The 15495-nt window shown below is 65.5% G+C and carries 14 protein-coding genes; 5 read left to right on the top strand and 9 right to left on the bottom strand.

The annotated features are described in order from the left end of the window. The first annotated feature begins 140 nt into the window (after positions 1–140). Positions 141–1244, top strand: a complete 1104-nt coding sequence (locus tag OC450_RS01815) for a mandelate racemase/muconate lactonizing enzyme family protein (RefSeq protein WP_262047055.1) — start codon at positions 141–143, stop codon at positions 1242–1244. A 9-nt stretch (positions 1245–1253) separates the two neighbouring features. Here the strand turns inward: OC450_RS01815 and OC450_RS01810 are convergent, their stop codons facing one another. Beyond that, positions 1254–1610, bottom strand: a complete 357-nt coding sequence (locus tag OC450_RS01810; protein WP_211384403.1) for a hypothetical protein — start codon at positions 1608–1610, stop codon at positions 1254–1256. A gap of 183 nt (positions 1611–1793) precedes the next feature. On the opposite strand from OC450_RS01810, the gene OC450_RS01805 reads away from it, so the two are divergent. Beyond that, positions 1794–2018 carry a hypothetical protein gene (locus OC450_RS01805; protein WP_211384402.1) on the top strand — a complete coding sequence of 75 codons (225 nt, stop codon included), beginning with the start codon at positions 1794–1796 and terminating at the stop codon, positions 2016–2018. A 279-nt stretch (positions 2019–2297) separates the two neighbouring features. On the opposite strand, the gene OC450_RS01800 is transcribed toward OC450_RS01805, so the two are convergent. Beyond that, positions 2298–2954: a glutathione S-transferase family protein gene (locus tag OC450_RS01800; protein WP_211384401.1), complete on the bottom strand. Its 657-nt coding sequence runs from the start codon at positions 2952–2954 to the stop codon at positions 2298–2300. 169 nt (positions 2955–3123) lie between these two features. Here OC450_RS01800 and OC450_RS01795 point away from each other — a divergent pair, with 169 nt between their 5' ends. Next, a complete protein-coding gene (locus OC450_RS01795; RefSeq protein WP_211384400.1) occupies positions 3124–4347 on the top strand; it encodes a polyhydroxyalkanoate depolymerase in 1224 nt (407 codons plus the stop codon). 108 nt (positions 4348–4455) lie between these two features. Further along, positions 4456–5382 carry a catalase family peroxidase gene (locus tag OC450_RS01790; protein WP_256805933.1) on the top strand — a complete coding sequence of 309 codons (927 nt, stop codon included), beginning with the start codon at positions 4456–4458 and terminating at the stop codon, positions 5380–5382. A 61-nt stretch (positions 5383–5443) separates the two neighbouring features. On the opposite strand, the gene OC450_RS01785 is transcribed toward OC450_RS01790, so the two are convergent. The 7 genes from OC450_RS01785 to OC450_RS01755 all read right to left on the bottom strand — a co-directional run bounded on the left by OC450_RS01785 (position 5444) and on the right by OC450_RS01755 (position 14565). Then, entirely contained in the window at positions 5444–6367 is a 924-nt protein-coding gene (locus OC450_RS01785) for a helix-turn-helix domain-containing protein (RefSeq protein ID WP_211384398.1), read from the bottom strand. A 259-nt stretch (positions 6368–6626) separates the two neighbouring features. Continuing rightward, entirely contained in the window at positions 6627–8495 is a 1869-nt protein-coding gene (locus OC450_RS01780) for an ABC transporter ATP-binding protein (RefSeq protein ID WP_211384397.1), read from the bottom strand. 201 nt (positions 8496–8696) lie between these two features. Next, on the bottom strand, positions 8697–9623 hold the full coding sequence (locus tag OC450_RS01775; protein WP_211384396.1) for a 2-hydroxyacid dehydrogenase: 927 nt from the start codon (positions 9621–9623) through the stop codon (positions 8697–8699). 13 nt (positions 9624–9636) lie between these two features. Further along, a complete protein-coding gene (locus tag OC450_RS01770; RefSeq protein WP_211384395.1) occupies positions 9637–10965 on the bottom strand; it encodes an NAD(P)/FAD-dependent oxidoreductase in 1329 nt (442 codons plus the stop codon). Between the two features lie 52 nt (positions 10966–11017). After that, complete coding sequence (locus tag OC450_RS01765) at positions 11018–11893, bottom strand: ABC transporter permease (RefSeq protein WP_211384394.1); 876 nt, start codon at positions 11891–11893, stop codon at positions 11018–11020. A gap of 2 nt (positions 11894–11895) precedes the next feature. Then, the gene (locus OC450_RS01760) at positions 11896–12846 is read right to left on the bottom strand and encodes an ABC transporter permease (protein WP_211384393.1); all 951 of its coding nucleotides are present in this window, start codon (positions 12844–12846) and stop codon (positions 11896–11898) included. Between the two features lie 27 nt (positions 12847–12873). Beyond that, complete coding sequence (locus OC450_RS01755; RefSeq protein ID WP_211384392.1) at positions 12874–14565, bottom strand: peptide ABC transporter substrate-binding protein; 1692 nt, start codon at positions 14563–14565, stop codon at positions 12874–12876. Positions 14566–14786: 221 nt separating this feature from the next. On the opposite strand from OC450_RS01755, the gene OC450_RS01750 reads away from it, so the two are divergent. Further along, complete coding sequence (locus OC450_RS01750; RefSeq protein WP_306235249.1) at positions 14787–15419, top strand: cupin domain-containing protein; 633 nt, start codon at positions 14787–14789, stop codon at positions 15417–15419. Positions 15420–15495: the final 76 nt, after the last annotated feature.

Genomic DNA, 15495 nt, shown 5'->3' with positions numbered 1-15495 from the left:
AGCCCGCTTGCTTCGCTTGATCGGCGTTGCGGTCCTGCGAGAGGATAACGCCGGAACAGCCACTGGCAACGTCCGGGCGTTCACGGCTACACTCGGTGCGTCCTTGAAACCGCTCACAAGAAAGCAGGAGGAACCGCGTCATGAAGATCACCGATGTGCGGGCGCACCATATCCGCATCCCCTATGATGCCGGTGTCGCGAGCTTCCGCCAGGGCGCCTCCGCCATCACCGCCCTCGACATGGTGATCGTCGAGGTCACCACCGACGCCGGGTTGACCGGCTGGGGCGATGCCTTCGCCTATGTCTGTCCCCGCACCACGCGCAGCGCCGTCGAGGAGATGATCGCACCGCAGGCCTGCGGCTTGGAGGTACCCGATGCCGCCGGCATTCCCGCGGTGATGGAGCAGATCCAGCGCAATCTGCATCTGTTCGGCCGCTATGGAATCACCATGTTTGCGATCTCCGGACTCGACATCGCGCTGTGGGACCTTGCCGCCAGGATCAGGGGCGTACCGGTGCACCGCCTGCTCGGCGAGACAAGGCGCCCGGCCATTCCGGCCTATGCGAGCCTGTTGCGAATCGGCTCGCCCGATAACATCGCCGCCGAATGCAAGAAGGCGCGTGCGCTCGGCTATGGCGCCATCAAGCTGCACGAGACCACGGCACCGGCGGTGTTTGCCGCGCGCGAAGCGATCGGGCCCGGAATTCCGCTGATGGTGGACATGAACTGCCCGCTGTCAAGCGAGCAGGCGATCGCGTTCGCCAGGACATGCCGGGACGCGCAGCCGATGTTCCTGGAGGAGCCGGTCTGGCCGCCGGAGGATTTTGCAGCGCTCGCCGAGGTCCGCAGCAAGGGCGGGCTCGGCGTCGCCGCCGGCGAGAACGCCTGCACGGAATATCAATTCCGCCAGATGATGGATGCGGGCGCGGTCAGCCACGCCCAGCCGTCGGTGATCAAGGTCGGCGGCATCACGGAATTTCTGAAGGTCGCGGCGCTCGCAGATGGGCTCGGCGTCAAGATCGTTCCGCACTCCCCGTATTTCGGTCCGGGTCTGCTCGCGACGCTCCATCTGCTGGCGACGCGTGACGACGGCCTCGTCGAGATGTTCTATCTCAAGCGCGAGGCCTGCCTCTGGGGCGGCCGCGCCGATGTCGATGCCACCGGCCATGTCGCGGTGCCGACTGGAGTTGGGCTCGGCTATGAGCCCGACCGCAGCGTGATGGAGCGATATCGCGTCGCGTGAGCGCGGCGCCTATTTCGCCGCGTCCTTCGGCGGCGGCGCGTCCTGCTTCTTCTTCACGTCCTCGGCGACCTTCGCCTGCGCGGCCTGGAGATCGCCGAGCGTCTTCTGCAAGCCGGCGACCGTCACCTTCAACGCGTCGATCTGGCGAGCCGCGGCATCCAGCTTCTGCTGGTGATCGAGGTTGAGCTTCGTGATCGTCTTCTGGAGGAAATCGACGTTGCTCTGGAGGCAGCTGGTGCGCCGCTCCATGGTCTTCTCGACGGTGCAGATCTCGATGCCGGGCACGTCCTGCGCGCGGACCGGCGCAATCGCCAGCATGGCGAGCAGCAACATCGCGACACAGACGCCGGCGCTTCGAAGCAGCATGCAGGTTCCTCGTCGATTCAATCACGGCAATGTGCGCTTTTTGCGCGCGGTCGCCGGAGGCTACCACACTCGTACCGCATTCTCGCGTTGAGCTTGGCCTGTTCCCTCGGACGGGGAGCAATGATCCGCATGCGGAGGAAGTGGGCACTCCTTCCGCGGCTTTGTTTAGGGGAGATTTTTGGAATGGCAACGCGCGACAGACGACTGGCGGAATTCGACGGCGCCGGAGAACCGCCGCCCGGCCTTGCAGTCGAAGTGCTGTGCGAAGACCACAGCGGAACGTATCAACTGCCGTTCGCCTGCCGCTATGTCGAAGGACGCTGGCAAAACCACACCGCCGGCGTCGCGGTCGAAGCAACCGTGATCGGCTGGCGCGTGCCGCGCTCGAAGCATTCGGGCGCGGCCTGAACGTCAGGGTTTGTGTCAAAATGCAACGGGGCCGCGCTTCGCCTTAACCTTCGGAACGCGGCCCGAACGAATCACGTCCGAATCAGCCGTAAGGCAGTGTCCACGCCTGTTCACGGCTAGATGTCGCAACGCGCCGGTGCGCGCATACAATATCTGCGCAGCGCGTGAGCAGGCCCGCGCCGGATCCGACGCCGAAAGTTAACGGCTTCAATGACATGGCCCCTGGTTGGAGCGGCGAGGGCCCCGCTCCCAAAACAGGCAGGACGGCACCAGGCCTGCCTAATATTCGACCTCGAGCTCCTCGATCTCGGCCGGCTCTTCCTTTGCCGCCGCGATCCATTCCTTCATCTCGGGCATGGCCATGATGGTGTCGGCATACGCCTTCAGAAGCGGCTCGAGCTTGACGTCATAAGTCACGAAGCGCGTCACCACGGGGGCGTACATCGCATCCGCCATGGTGCGCCTCTCGCCGAACAGGAAGGGACCGCCCGACTTCTCCAGGCAGTCGCGCCAGATCGCCCAGACGCGATCGATGTCGGCCTGCGCGCGCGACCAGATCTTGAAGCCGGGGAAATGTCCCTTCAGGTTCACCGGCAGCGAGGCGCGCAGCGTGGTGAAGCCGGAATGGATTTCGCCGCAGATCGAGCGGCAATGTGCGCGCTGGACGCGGTCATCAGGCACCAGGCCGGCATCCGGCATCGCCTCGTTGAGATATTCGGCGATCGCCAGAGTGTCCCAGACGGTGGCGCCGTCGTGCCGCAGGCACGGCACCAGGATCGACGACGACAGCAGCAGGATTTCGGCGCGCGCCGACGCGTCGTCCGGCGCGGTGACGATCTCCTCGAAATCGAGCCCGGAAAATTTCGTCAGCAGCCAGCCACGCAGCGACCAGGACGAGTAGTTCTTGCTGCTGATGGTCAGTGTCGCCTTCGCCATTTGGCCCTTCCCTCACGCCTGATACCGGCACTCCGTCCGGCCCGCGGCGTGCCCATTACCTGTGCTTCCCACCCGTTCAGCAGCAAGCCACGTGCCAGTTTTCCGGGCGATTTGACTCAGGTCTGGCTTCGATATTGCATGGCAACATGGGACAGGTGGGCACTCTAGTATGATGTCGATGTATTATCAGGCGTTTCAGAACCAAATGGACCTGACGGCGCCGTGGCGGGCGGGGGCGTCCTCCGCGCTCAAATTCCTCCATCTGGTGCCGCAGGGCCTGTCGGATCAGGTCGTTGGCCGGCTCTCGGCGGCGCTGGAGCTGATCTCGCGCTCCACCCTCACCTATCATCGCCCGGCCTATGGCATCGACAGCATCATGGTCGGAAATCGCGAGGTCGCCGTCACCGAGGAGATCGCCTACGCGACGCCATTCGGCTCGCTGCTGCATTTCAGGAAGGAGGGCGTGGGCGAGCAGCCGCGCATGCTGCTGGTGGCGCCGATGTCCGGACACTTCGCGACGCTACTGCGCGGCACCGTGAAGACGCTGCTCCAGGACCACGACGTCTACATCACCGACTGGCACAACCCGCGCGACATTCCCCGCAGCGAGGGCCGCTTCGGCCTCGACGACTACACCGAGCATCTGATCGACTTCCTCGGCCAATTGGGTCCGCGCCCGCACATGGTCGCGATCTGCCAGCCCTCGGTCTCCGCGCTCGCGGCCGCCGCGATCATGTGCGAGGGCAACCATCCCTCGCGGCCCGCGACGCTGACGCTGATGGCGGGGCCGATCGACACGCGCATCCAGCCGACCAGGGTCAACGAGTTCGCCAAGAGCAGGCCGATCGACTGGTTCGAGCAGAACCTGATCAACTACGTGCCGGTGCAGTGCCGCGGCGCGCTGCGAAAGGTCTATCCGGGCTTCGTGCAGCTCACCGCCTTCGTCTCGATGAATCTCGAGCGCCACATCAAGCAGCACATGGATCTCGCCGACCACATCGCCAAGGGCGAGAAGGAGAAGGCGGCCAGCATCAAGACCTTCTACGACGAATATTTCGCCGTGATGGACCTGCCGGCCGAGTTCTACATCGAGACCGTGCGCGACGTTTTCCAGGAGCATCTCCTGCCCCAGGGCAAGCTGATGCATCGCGGACGTCCGGTGAACACCAAGGCCGTCAGCCGCATGGGGCTGATGACGGTCGAGGGCGAGAAGGACGACATCTGCTCGATCGGCCAGACGCTGGCGGCGCAAGACCTCTGCACCGGCGTGCGCGCCTATCGTCGCGTCCACCACATGCAGGCCGGCGTCGGCCATTACGGCGTGTTCTCCGGCAAGCGCTGGAATAACGAGATCTACCCGCTGCTGCGGGATTTCGTGCACGTGAATTCGTAAGACCGGATTCCTTCAGCAGGATCGGACAAAGCGTCGCGGCTTTGGGAAAGACGCGAGCGCTGCACCAGGCTTAAGGCAAGGCATGTCGCTCGAGCCCGAGGCCCTGCCATGTCCGAATTGCCACCCCCTAATGCCACGCCGGCCGCGATCGTCGACGCGCTGAAGGCGGTTGCGGGCAATCCGCCAAAGGTACGCGCGAGCTTCGCCAAGGGTCGATGCGTACGCGGCACCTATACCCCATCCGAGAGCGCCGGTGAGATCACGCGGTCGCCGAGCTTCACAAGACCGTCGCGCGTGCTGGCGCGCTTCTCCGTCGGCGGCGGCAACCTGAAAGTCGCCGATACCAACAACCTCGTGCTGCGCGGCTTCAGCTTCAGGCTTGGCGACGAGGCCCATCGCTCGGACATTTTGGTGGAAAGCGCTCCGGTGCATTTCGCAAGGACGCTCGACCAGATGCTCGCCTTCCTCGAGGCGCGCATTCCCGGCGCGGACGGCAAACCTGATGCAGAGAAGGTCAAGGCGTTCTCCGCGGCCAACCCCGAGACGCTGAACCAGGCGCATTACATCGCCGCGCGGCGGCTGCCCGCGAGCTTCGCCGGCACGACCTATTGGGGCGTGCACGCCTTTCCCGCCACGAATGCCGCGGGTGAGACCCGCTTCATCAAGTTCAAGCTCGCGCCTGTCGGTGGCGATGTCACGCTGAGCGAGGACGAAGCCAGGACGAAGTCCGCCGACTTCCTGCACGAGGATCTCGCGCGGAAGATCGCAGCCGGCGAAGTCCGCTTCAACGTCATGGCCTTGCTCGACCGTCCCGGCGATCCCACGCTGGACGTAACGCTGCGATGGCCGGACGAGGACAAGCGCGAGGAGATGCGGCTGGGGACGATCGTCATCACCAGTCTCGAAGCCGACGATGCCTGCGACGGGTCCATCTTCAATCCGGCCCATCTTGCCGACGGTATCGGCCATCCGCCCGACGAGATCTTTGCGGCGCGCCGCGCGGCCTATGCGATCTCGCTGGCGAAGCGCCGCTGATCAGATCCTTGTTTGGACGCGTTTTCTTGACGCCAACCGGGCTCCACTTCGCTCGAAAACGCTACTCGTCGGGCCCGCCATCCGTTTCCCGGCGCCACGCGCCCGGACTGACGCCGACCATGGACGAGAACACCCGCGTGAAATGGCTCTGATTGGCGAACCCGGCCGAGATGGCAATCTCGGACAGCGGGAGGTCGCGGACCGTCATCAGCTGCTTCGCCGCCTTCACGCGCTGGCGGAGCAGCCATTGATGCGGCGGCAGGCCGGTGGAGATCCGGAATGCGCGAGAGAAGTGGCTGACCGAGAGGCCTAGCTCGGTCGCGATCCGCTGCAACGCGATCTTGCCCGAGAGATCGGAGTCGAGCCGGTCGCAGGCGCGCTTGACCTGCCATGGCGCGAGGCCGCCGCGGTTCGGTTCTGCGGCGGGCTTCAGCCCGCCATAGGTCTGGCCGACATGGGCGGTGAGCGCGAGCATCATGTGATCGACGAAAAGCTGGTTGGTTTCTTCGGGCCGGCGCAGCCCTTGCTGCAACGAGGCGCCGACATGCCGGATAGTCGCATCGTCATGGCCGACACCGGGCTCGTAGCTGAGCTCGCCAACGCGCGGTCCGCCGGGCTGCCTGGCGATGTCGCTGAGGGCCGAGCGCGGCAAATAGAAGAAGAGCGAGTGAAACGGCTTGTCGATCACATAGCGCGGGTCGCGCTTGAGGTCGTACAGATAGGTCGCACCTGCGCGAACATCCGCCTTGGCGACACAGCGGCCCTCCTCCCAGCATTCGCAATCCGGATAGTCGCGAAATTTCAGGCTGACGAGATAGGCATCCTCCGCAGGCAAGGAGCCGGACAAATCCGGCATCGGATCGTCATTGCGGGCTTCGGTGACCGCGAGCTCGGCGCTGTGCAGCGAACGCGTGATCAGCGCCGGTGCCTGCTTCAAGTGAAGGCCCTGTCCGAGTCTCTGTCCGTAGACGCCTGCTTGTGTCATCTCAGTAAACCCATTAGTGAACGGCACGTCTCCGTCGGCCTTTCCGATCGACGCATTATCGGATCGATGGCCAACGGTCCACCTCCACGGCATCAACATGAAGTGTTGTGGCAGGCCGTCGCGCCGACCGCGACGAGGTGAATTCATTGCGATTTCAGAGGCTCGGCATCGCGAAGGACAACGCCGTTGACCTGTTGGGCGAATGACCGCGCGATTTCATCGTGCGTTCTTGAAAGTATTTGCAGCTGGGGGCATTGCCTCAGTCTGACCATTCCTCGCCCCACACCTGGACGACATGGCCGGGCGACACTTCCCGATACTGCCGGACCGGCGGCTGGTAGTCCGGCGCGCGCACCGGGCTTCTGATCTCGTCGTTCGAGACCTCGCGCCTGGAGCCGCGGCGCGCTGGATCGGGCACCGGCACGGCCGCCATCAGCTTCTTCGTGTAGGGATGCTGCGGATTGCCGAACAATGCGGCACGCGGGCCGGTCTCGACGATCTCGCCGAGATACATCACCGCGACGCGATGGCTCATGCGCTCGACCACCGCGATGTCGTGGGAAATGAAGAGATAGGCAAGACCCATGCTGGCCTGAAGGTCGAGCATCAAATTGACCACCTGCGCCTTGACCGAGACGTCGAGCGCCGAGACCGCCTCATCCGCGACGATCAGCTTCGGCCCGAGGGCGAGCGCGCGGGCAATGCAGATGCGCTGGCGCTGGCCGCCGGAGAATTCGTGCGGGAAACGCGCGGCCATGTCCGCGGTCAGGCCGACCCGCACGAGGAGGTCTGCGACCTTCTCTCGCGCCTTCGCCGCCGTGGCGAGCCCGTTGGCGAGCAGCGGGGCAGCGATCGCCGTTCCCACCGACATGCGCGGATTGAGGCTCGCGAACGGGTCCTGGAAAACGATCTGCATCTGCTTGCGGAAATCACGCAAGGTGCGGGCATTCATGGCCAGCACATCCTGACCGTCGATCAGGACGGTCCCGCTGTCCGGCTCCGTCAGCTTGAGGATGGAGCGGCCCGTGGTCGACTTGCCGCATCCGGACTCGCCGACCAGCGCCAGCGTCTCGCCGGCCCGCAATGTGAAGGAGATGTTCTCGACCGCGTGGACCCGGCCCGAGACCTTGCCGAACAAGCCCGAGCGGATCGGAAAGCGCGTGGTGAGGCCCGCGACTTCAAGCAGTGGCCGCCCGGCGGCCGAGACCGTATCCGGTGTCTCGGTCGGCTCATCCGAGGTGCCCGTGACCTTGTCGACGATCGGAAAGCGCATCGGCCGCGGACGCCCGTCCATCGAGCCGAGGCGCGGCACAGCTGCGAGCAGCGAGCGGGTATAGGGATGCGAGGGCGCCGCGAAGATGCGCGCCGTCACGTCGGTCTCCACGGCCTGCCCGCCATACATCACCACGGTACGGTCCGCGATCTCGGCGACCACGCCCATGTCGTGCGTGATGAAGAGGATCGACATCCCCTCCTCCTGCTGAAGCTCTTTCAGGAGTTCCAGGATCTGGGCCTGGATGGTGACGTCGAGCGCGGTGGTCGGCTCGTCCGCGATCAACAGCTTGGGCTTGCAGGCCAACGCCATCGCGATCATCACGCGCTGGCGCATGCCGCCGGAGAAGCGATGCGGATGCTCGTGGAAGCGCGATTTTGCCGCGGGTATCCGCACGCGGTCGAGCAGGCGGATGGTCTCCGCCTCCGCCGCCGCGCGCGACAGGCCGCGATGCTGGATCAGTGCCTCCGCGATCTGGAAGCCGATGGTGAGCACCGGGTTGAGGCTCGTCATCGGCTCCTGGAAAATCATGGCGACGTCGTTGCCGCGAATGTCCGTCATGCTCGCTTCGGGCAACGCGAGGAGATCGCGGCCGGCGAGCGTGACGCGGCCCTCGATCCGGCCGCTCTCCTTCGGGATGAGCCGCATGATCGACAGCGCAGTGACGCTCTTGCCCGAACCGGACTCGCCGACAATCGCCACCGTCTCTTTGGCAGCGACATCGAACGACACGTCGCGGACGACGGGAAGCCATTGCCGCTCGCGCATGAACGAGGTGGTGAGGCCCGCGACCGACAGCACCGGCGCCTGCGCTTCGGCAACGACTTGGTCGGGTCTGCTTGCGCCGCTGCTCATGCGAAGACCTCAGTACATACCGCAGCCAAGGTGCGCCCCCTCTCCCGCTTGCGGGGGAAGGTTGGGGAGAGGGTGCTTCCACAATCGAGGGCCCCCAAGAGGAGAGAACCCTCACCCGCGCCTCTGGCGCGACCTCTCCCGCAAGCGGGAGAGGTAAGGGGAGCCCGCGGCTGCACCGATGCGACCATCATCATCTCGCCCTTAGTAGCCCCGTGTCCGGTCGACACGCCCCGGCAGATCTTCGCCGCGGCGATGGCGTGCGATGACGTCGAGCACGAAATCGACGGCACTATCCGGCGACGTCATGCTGGCATTGTGCGGGGTCAGCAGGATGCGCGGGTGGCTCCAGAAGGGATGACCCGAAGGCAGCGGCTCGGGCTCGGTGACGTCGAGCACCGCCCCCGACAACATGCCGCTGTCGAGTGCCGCGAGAAAATCGGCCTCGACCAGATGCGGGCCACGCCCGACATTGACGAGCCCCGCACCGCGCGGCAGGCGCGCGAACAGGTCGGCGTTGAGGATGCCACGCGTTTCGTCGGTCAACGGCAGCAGGCAGACGAGAATGTCGGCCTGCGCGAGGAAATCTGGCAACGCCTCCATGCCCGCGTGACAGGTGACGCCTTCGATCTCGCGCGGCGAGCGATTCCACCCCGAGAGCGGAAAGCCGAACGCCCTGAGGCGTTCGAGCACGGCCTGGCCGAGCTGGCCGAGCCCCATCACGCCGACGCGCCGCCGCTTTGCCGGCGTGATCCGGATCTCGCGCCAGACCTGCTCCTTCTGCTGGCTGATGAAATGCAGGAGATCGCGATGCAGGCCGAGCACGGCCATGGTGACGTATTCGACCATCGTCTCGGCGATGCCGGGCTCCAGCATGCGGACCAGCGGAATGTGCAGCGGGAGTTTCGTGGCGTCGAACTGGTCGACGCCGGCGCCGACCGAGAAGACCAGCTCCAGATTGGGGAAGGTCGCCCCGATGTCATCCGGCGGCACCCACGCCACGAGATAGCGCACCTCGGCGGGATCGCCGATGTCGGGCCAGAGCCGGAACGGCAGGTCGGGCGCACGCTCCGCGAAGAAGGTCGCCCATTCGGCGCCGCGAACCATGTTGGCCTTGTAGAGAACCGTCATGCCACCAAAACTCTCAGAACGGGCTGACCGGCGCGAGCCGGCGGCCGTCGATCATGCGCTTGTGGCTGTAGGCCGCGGGATCGACCAGGGGCGTCGCGCCGGTCACGATGTCGGCGGCGAGCTTGCCGGCTGCGGGACCGATGCCGAAGCCGTGGCCGGAGAAGCCGGTGGCGAGGAAGAAGCCCGGCAGTGCATCCACCGGCGAGATCACGGGAATCGTATCAGGCGTGCAGTCGATGGTGCCGCCCCAGGCTTCCGCGATCTCGATGTCCTTCAATTCAGGATTCGACTTGATCAACGAGGCCAGCGCCGCATTGACCAGCGACATGTCGGGCTCGGGATCGCGCACGCGCTCGGTTTCGAACGGTGACGGCTTGTCGAAGCTCCAGCTGGTGCCGCGCATGAGCTGGTCGAAGAACGACTTTCCGAACGACATCTTCAGGCCGTTGCGGCGATGCAGATAGGTCGGCCAGAAGGTGCGGGCGTAGCGGAACAGGTCGGGCGACAGCTCCACAGTGCCGCGGTTGCGCAGCGCCAGCGTGAAGCCGCCGTCGAGCCGCCGGCGGATGCAGTAGAAGTCGGTGCCGAGCGCGCCGGAGGTGATCTCCGGCGCCGGCGTGGTCCGGCATGCGGTGGCATTGACGAGGCCGATCGGCAGCTCGATGCCGTGGCGGCGGCAGAACAGCGACGACCAAGCGCCGCCCGACAGCAGCACGGACTGCGTCCGGATCGTCCCCTTTTCGGTGACGACGGCGCTGACGCGTCCGCCGGTCGTCTCCAGCCCGCGCGCGGCGCAGCCCTGATGAATGGTGACGCCGTGTTTTCGTGCGGCGGCGGCGAGCGCGGGCACGGCCATCGAGGGCTCGGCGCGCCCGTCGCTCGGCGTGTGCAGGCCACCGACCCATTTGTCCGAATTGCCGGGCAGCCGTTCGGCGACCTCGGCCGGCGTCAGGACGGTCGAGTGCACCTGCATCTCGCGCGCCGTTGCGGCCCACCGCTCCCAACTGGCGAGCTCATCCTTGCTCTTGGTCAGGAACAGCACCCCGGTGCGGCGAAACCCGGCATCGACGCCGGCATCGTTCTGCATGTCCTCCCACAGCCGCAACGCCTCGCGGGCCAGCGGGATTTCCTCACGCGCGCGGCCCTGCTGGCGGCACCAGCCCCAATTGCGGCTCGACTGCTCGCCGCCGACATGCCCCTTCTCGACCAGCGCGACCGAGAGGCCCTTCTTCGCCAGATGATAGGCCGCGGAAACGCCGATGACACCGCCGCCGATGACGACGACGTCCGCCTGCGCCGGCAGGCGTTCGTCGCTATTTATACGGTTGAGCGGCGGGGACATGAGGCACTCCTTAACGTCAGCCTGGACTTCAGTTCGATCGAGATATTGCTCGTCATGGGATGTTCATTCGCGGATCGAGCGCATCGCGCAGTCCGTCGCCGAGGAAGTTGAAGCTCGTCACCGCCAGCGTGATGGCGACGCCCGGCGCGATCGCAAGCCACGGCGCGCTGGTGAGGTAGATCTGGGCGTTATTGAGCATGTTGCCCAAGCTCGCGGCCGGCGGCTGGATGCCGTAGCCGAGATAGCTGAGATAGGATTCCAGCAGGATCGCCTTGGCGACGTTCAGCGTCGCCGCCACCACGATTGGCGCGATCGCGTTGGGCACGAGCTCGCGGAACATGATCCGCAGGTTCGACGAGCCGAAGGCGACGGCGGCGACCGCGAACTCGCGCTCCCTGAGCGAACGAACCTGGGCCTCGACGACGCGGGCCACCCACATCCAGGCGGTCGCCGCGATCAGCACGGTGGTGGTGACGAAGCCGGGCTCGGTGAGCGCCGCCAGCGCGATCAGCAGAAAGATCGTCGGAAAGCACAGCACGGCATCGACGAGCCGCATCAGGACCGCGCCGACCACGCCGCCATAGAAGCCCGCGAAGGCACCGACCGCGATTCCGACCGCCATCGCGATCACCATCGCGGTGATGCCGATCGACAGCGAGACCCGCGCGCCCATCATCAGCCGCGCCAGCACGTCGCGTCCGAGCTCATCCGTGCCGAGGATATGCGCACCGGACAGCGGCGGCGCGAACCGTTTCATGATGTCGATATAGGTGTCGTCGAACGGCAGGAGATAAGGACCGAACGCCGACCCGAAGACGAGGACCAAAATGATCACCGCCCCCGCGAGCGCGAGCCGGTGCCGGCGAAAGCGCCGCCACGCAGCCTGGCCGGGCGCAAGTTGGTCGGTGGAGAGGGCGGCAGTCGTCATCCCTAGCCCACCCGGATGCGCGGATCGACGACGGCATAGAGGATGTCGGCGAGCAGCGAGCCGATCAGCACCATCGTCGCCGAGAACATCAGGATGCCCATCACCACCGGATAGTCGCGGTAGCCGATGGAGTCGAGGAACAGCCGGCCCATGCCGGGCCAGGTGAACACGGTCTCTGCGACCAGCGCGCCGCCGAGCAACGTCGGAAGCTGAAGGCCGGCCACCGTGATCATCGGCAGCAGCGCGTTGCGGAGCGCGTGCACGGTGAGGATGCGCCATTCCGGCATGCCCTTGGCGCGCGCGGTGCGGATGTAGTCCTGGTTGATGACCTCGAGCATCGAGGAGCGCATGAAGCGTCCCCACATCGCGGTCTCGACCAGCGCCAGCACCAGCGCCGGCGCAATGAGGTGATGGAGGAGATCGAGCACCGAACCGTCGCCGACGGTCTCGCGGTCGCCGGACGGCAGCCAGCCGAGCTTCACCGAGAACACATAGATGGTGACGAGGCCGAACCAGAAGGTCGGGATCGACAGCGCGATCATGGCGCCGACGGTCGCCAGCGTATCGAACAGCGAGTAACGGCGCAGCGCGCCGAGCACGCCGATCCAGCAGCCGAGCAGCACCGCGATGATCGTCGCGGTCGCCATCAGCTCCAGGGTCGCGCCGAGATGCGACGATATCACCGACAGCACCGCCTCGCCGTCGCGATAGGAGCGGCCCCAGTCGCCTTTCAGCATGCGGCCGAACCAGTCGAGATACTGGATCGGCAACGGGCGATCGAGGCCGAGCTGCTTGGTGACGCGGTCGAGATCCTCCTGCGTCATCTGGGCGGAGGCGGCAAATTGCGACAGCGGACCGCCGGGCGCGAGATGCAGGATGGCAAAGCCGATCGCCGAGACGATCACAAGCAGCATGATCGCCTGCGCCAGGCGATTGGCGACGTAGCGGGCCATCTCAGGCGATCCAGCAAGCCGGATATATCAGGCCCAGTACCATTCGCGGATGTTCCAGCTGTTGATGGAGGTGTTGATGTTGGGACGGAAGCCTTGCAGCCCTTCCTTCACCCCCTCGGCGATGAAACCCTGGAACAGTGGCAGGATCGCGAGGTCATTGCGGATCAGCTTTTGCAGATCGCCATAGATCGTCTTGCGTTGCGCGAGATCGAACTGCCTGGCGCCTTCGGCGAGAAGGCGGTCGGCCTCGGGGCTCTTGTACTGATAGGTATTGTAGCCGCGGCCGCCCTGGGCGGGAATGGCGCCGGAGCCGAAGCGCGGCGTCACGTCGGGGTCGCTGCCCAGCATGAAGTTCACGCCCACTATCACCGAATTGAATTTCGACTGCTGCCAGAAGTCGCCCCAGATCACGGCGGCCGGCATGTTGTTGACGCGCATCGCAGCGCCGATCGCGCGCCAGTCCTGGATCAGCAGCTGCTGGGTCTGCTCGCGCACCGCGTTGCCCGACGTCGTCGAATTGGTGAATTCGAGCTTGACGCCGCCCTTCTCGCGCACGCCGCCCGAGCCACGCACCCATCCCGCCGCATCGAGCAGCGCGTTGGCCTTGGCAGGATCGTATTTGTGCTGCGGCAGCCCCTGCTGGAACGACCAGGCCTGCTGCGGCACGAAGCTTTCGGTCTGCCTCGGCAGGCCGTAGTTCAATGCGTCGATGATCGCCTGCTTGTTGATCGCGAAATACAGCGCCTCGCGCACCGTGCGGTCGGCCAACGCGCCGAACTCGAGGTTGGGCGCGATGTGCTCGACCGAGGACGTCGAGGACACGAAGATCTTGCGCCCCTTCAGCGTCTTCGCCTCCTGCACGAAGTTCGGCAGGATACCTTGCAGGCCGGTGTAATCGACCTGGCCGGTGCGGAACTGGGTGTAGAGCACGGTGAGGTCGGGAATGTATTTGAAGACCACGCGTTCGACGTACGGCCCCTTGCCGTGATAGCCGGTGTTGGCATTCAGGAGGATGTGGTCGCCCGGCACGCGCTCGCCCCAGCGGAACGGTCCGGTGCCGACGGGCGCGTTGTGAAACGGCGAGGCGTTCGGATCGGACACCTTCTCCAGGATGTGCTTGGGAACGATGAAGGTCAGCGATCCCAGGATCGACATGTAGGGCGAATAGGGAGCTTCCATCCGCCAGTGGATCTCGTCGGGCGCGACGACCTTGATGTCCTTCACGAGGCTGTGGCCGACGCGGCTGCGCGCGCGGAAATCGGGGTTGTTGATCAGCTCGAGCGAGAACTTGACGTCGTCGGCCGTGAACGGCGTGCCGTCATGCCACTTCACGTCGCTGCGCAGCTTGATCTTCCAGGTCAGGCCGTCGGCCGACAGGCCGCCATTCTCGATGGTCGGGACTTCGCGCGCCAGATCGGGAACGAAATTGCCGTCGGGATCGATGAACCAGAGCAGCGAGAACACCTGCCACCAGACGCCCTGATCGACCTCGATGCCAGGCATCAGCGGATGAAAGACGGTCGGCTCCTGCGACAGCGCCGCGATCACCTGCCCGCGCGGCTTGTCCGGCGGGTTGGTCGGGCGTTCGGTCTGGGCGAAGGCGTTGCCAGCAAGGCTCCATCCCGCCGCGGCGCCGGCGCCGAGCTGAAAGAACTGACGGCGATTTGGAATGCCGGGATGCAGTGCCGGAGTGCCGAACCTGCCGGTGTCGTCTGTCATGACCACTCTCCGTTTTCGCACGCGGCACCATCTCCCGCGCCCCCGAGACCCCGGCAAAGGGACAGGAGTGAGCTTTAGTGCTTCTAAATTTTTCTACCAAAATTTCATCATGACTAAATACAGCTGTCAATCACATTGCTAGGATGCGCGACCTTTTCACTCCGACTAAAGCCTAGAACCGATGCGGTCCGGGGCTGAGATGATGCATGGGAGAGAGCGACATGGATGGTCGCGGCGATACCAACGGACCGAAGGACGCCCCGACGATCGAGGCCGACGATGCCGTCGACCAGCGCCTCGGCGAAACCGTGCGGCTGCTGCGCCAGCGCGCCGGGCTGTCGATCCAGGACGTCGCCAACAAGACCGGTCTCTCCACCGGCATGATCAGCCAGCTCGAACGCGCGCGCGCCATGCCGTCGATCCGATCTCTGCGCCTGCTCAGCATCGCACTCGACGTTCCGATCTCCTATTTCTTCGAGACCACCGATCCCGCCGACGTGCAGCGCTACATCGTGCGCAAGAACAGCCGGCGCCTGCTGCGGCTCACCGCCAGCGGCGTCGTCAAGGAAGCCCTGACGCCGGCAGACAAAGGCCAGCTCGAACTCTATGAGCTCACGCTCAACCCGGGCGCCTCGTCCGGCACCGACTTCCTGCAGCACACCGGCGAGAAGGCCGGCTACATCCTGTCCGGCAGCCTGCGGCTGTGGCTCGACAACCAGGCCCACCTGCTCGAGGCCGGCGACAGCTTTCGCTTTCCGAGCATCGTGCCGCACATGTTCGACAACCCCACCCAGCAGGTGGCGCGCGTGATCTGGGTGACCACGCTGCGCCAGGCCGATTCGCCGGCAGGTTGACGCGCCGCCCCCGGGCACCACCGCAAATTGCCCCTCGACGCCGCCGCACGGAGTCTGTAGCTCACATGGAGCCGGA

The sequence above is a fragment of the Bradyrhizobium sp. Bra78 genome, assembly GCF_024519855.1.
Lineage (GTDB): Bacteria > Pseudomonadota > Alphaproteobacteria > Rhizobiales > Xanthobacteraceae > Bradyrhizobium > Bradyrhizobium japonicum_G.
The sequence above is the reverse complement of the archived record's forward strand: the minus strand, read 5'-3'. Positions and strand labels throughout refer to the sequence as shown.

Excerpts from the sequence above, each read along its gene's own strand:
- OC450_RS01815 (WP_262047055.1), top strand. The coding sequence starts at position 141 with ATGAAGATCACCGATGTGCGGGCGCACCATATCCGCATCCCCTATGAT.
- OC450_RS01810 (WP_211384403.1), bottom strand. The coding sequence starts at position 1,610 with ATGCTGCTTCGAAGCGCCGGCGTCTGTGTCGCGATGTTGCTGCTCGCC.
- OC450_RS01805 (WP_211384402.1), top strand. The coding sequence starts at position 1,794 with ATGGCAACGCGCGACAGACGACTGGCGGAATTCGACGGCGCCGGAGAA.
- OC450_RS01800 (WP_211384401.1), bottom strand. The coding sequence starts at position 2,954 with ATGGCGAAGGCGACACTGACCATCAGCAGCAAGAACTACTCGTCCTGG.
- OC450_RS01795 (WP_211384400.1), top strand. The coding sequence starts at position 3,124 with ATGATGTCGATGTATTATCAGGCGTTTCAGAACCAAATGGACCTGACG.
- OC450_RS01790 (WP_256805933.1), top strand. The coding sequence starts at position 4,456 with ATGTCCGAATTGCCACCCCCTAATGCCACGCCGGCCGCGATCGTCGAC.
- OC450_RS01785 (WP_211384398.1), bottom strand. The coding sequence starts at position 6,367 with ATGACACAAGCAGGCGTCTACGGACAGAGACTCGGACAGGGCCTTCAC.
- OC450_RS01780 (WP_211384397.1), bottom strand. The coding sequence starts at position 8,495 with ATGAGCAGCGGCGCAAGCAGACCCGACCAAGTCGTTGCCGAAGCGCAG.
- OC450_RS01775 (WP_211384396.1), bottom strand. The coding sequence starts at position 9,623 with ATGACGGTTCTCTACAAGGCCAACATGGTTCGCGGCGCCGAATGGGCG.
- OC450_RS01770 (WP_211384395.1), bottom strand. The coding sequence starts at position 10,965 with ATGTCCCCGCCGCTCAACCGTATAAATAGCGACGAACGCCTGCCGGCG.
- OC450_RS01765 (WP_211384394.1), bottom strand. The coding sequence starts at position 11,893 with ATGACGACTGCCGCCCTCTCCACCGACCAACTTGCGCCCGGCCAGGCT.
- OC450_RS01760 (WP_211384393.1), bottom strand. The coding sequence starts at position 12,846 with ATGGCCCGCTACGTCGCCAATCGCCTGGCGCAGGCGATCATGCTGCTT.
- OC450_RS01755 (WP_211384392.1), bottom strand. The coding sequence starts at position 14,565 with ATGACAGACGACACCGGCAGGTTCGGCACTCCGGCACTGCATCCCGGC.
- OC450_RS01750 (WP_306235249.1), top strand. The coding sequence starts at position 14,787 with ATGGATGGTCGCGGCGATACCAACGGACCGAAGGACGCCCCGACGATC.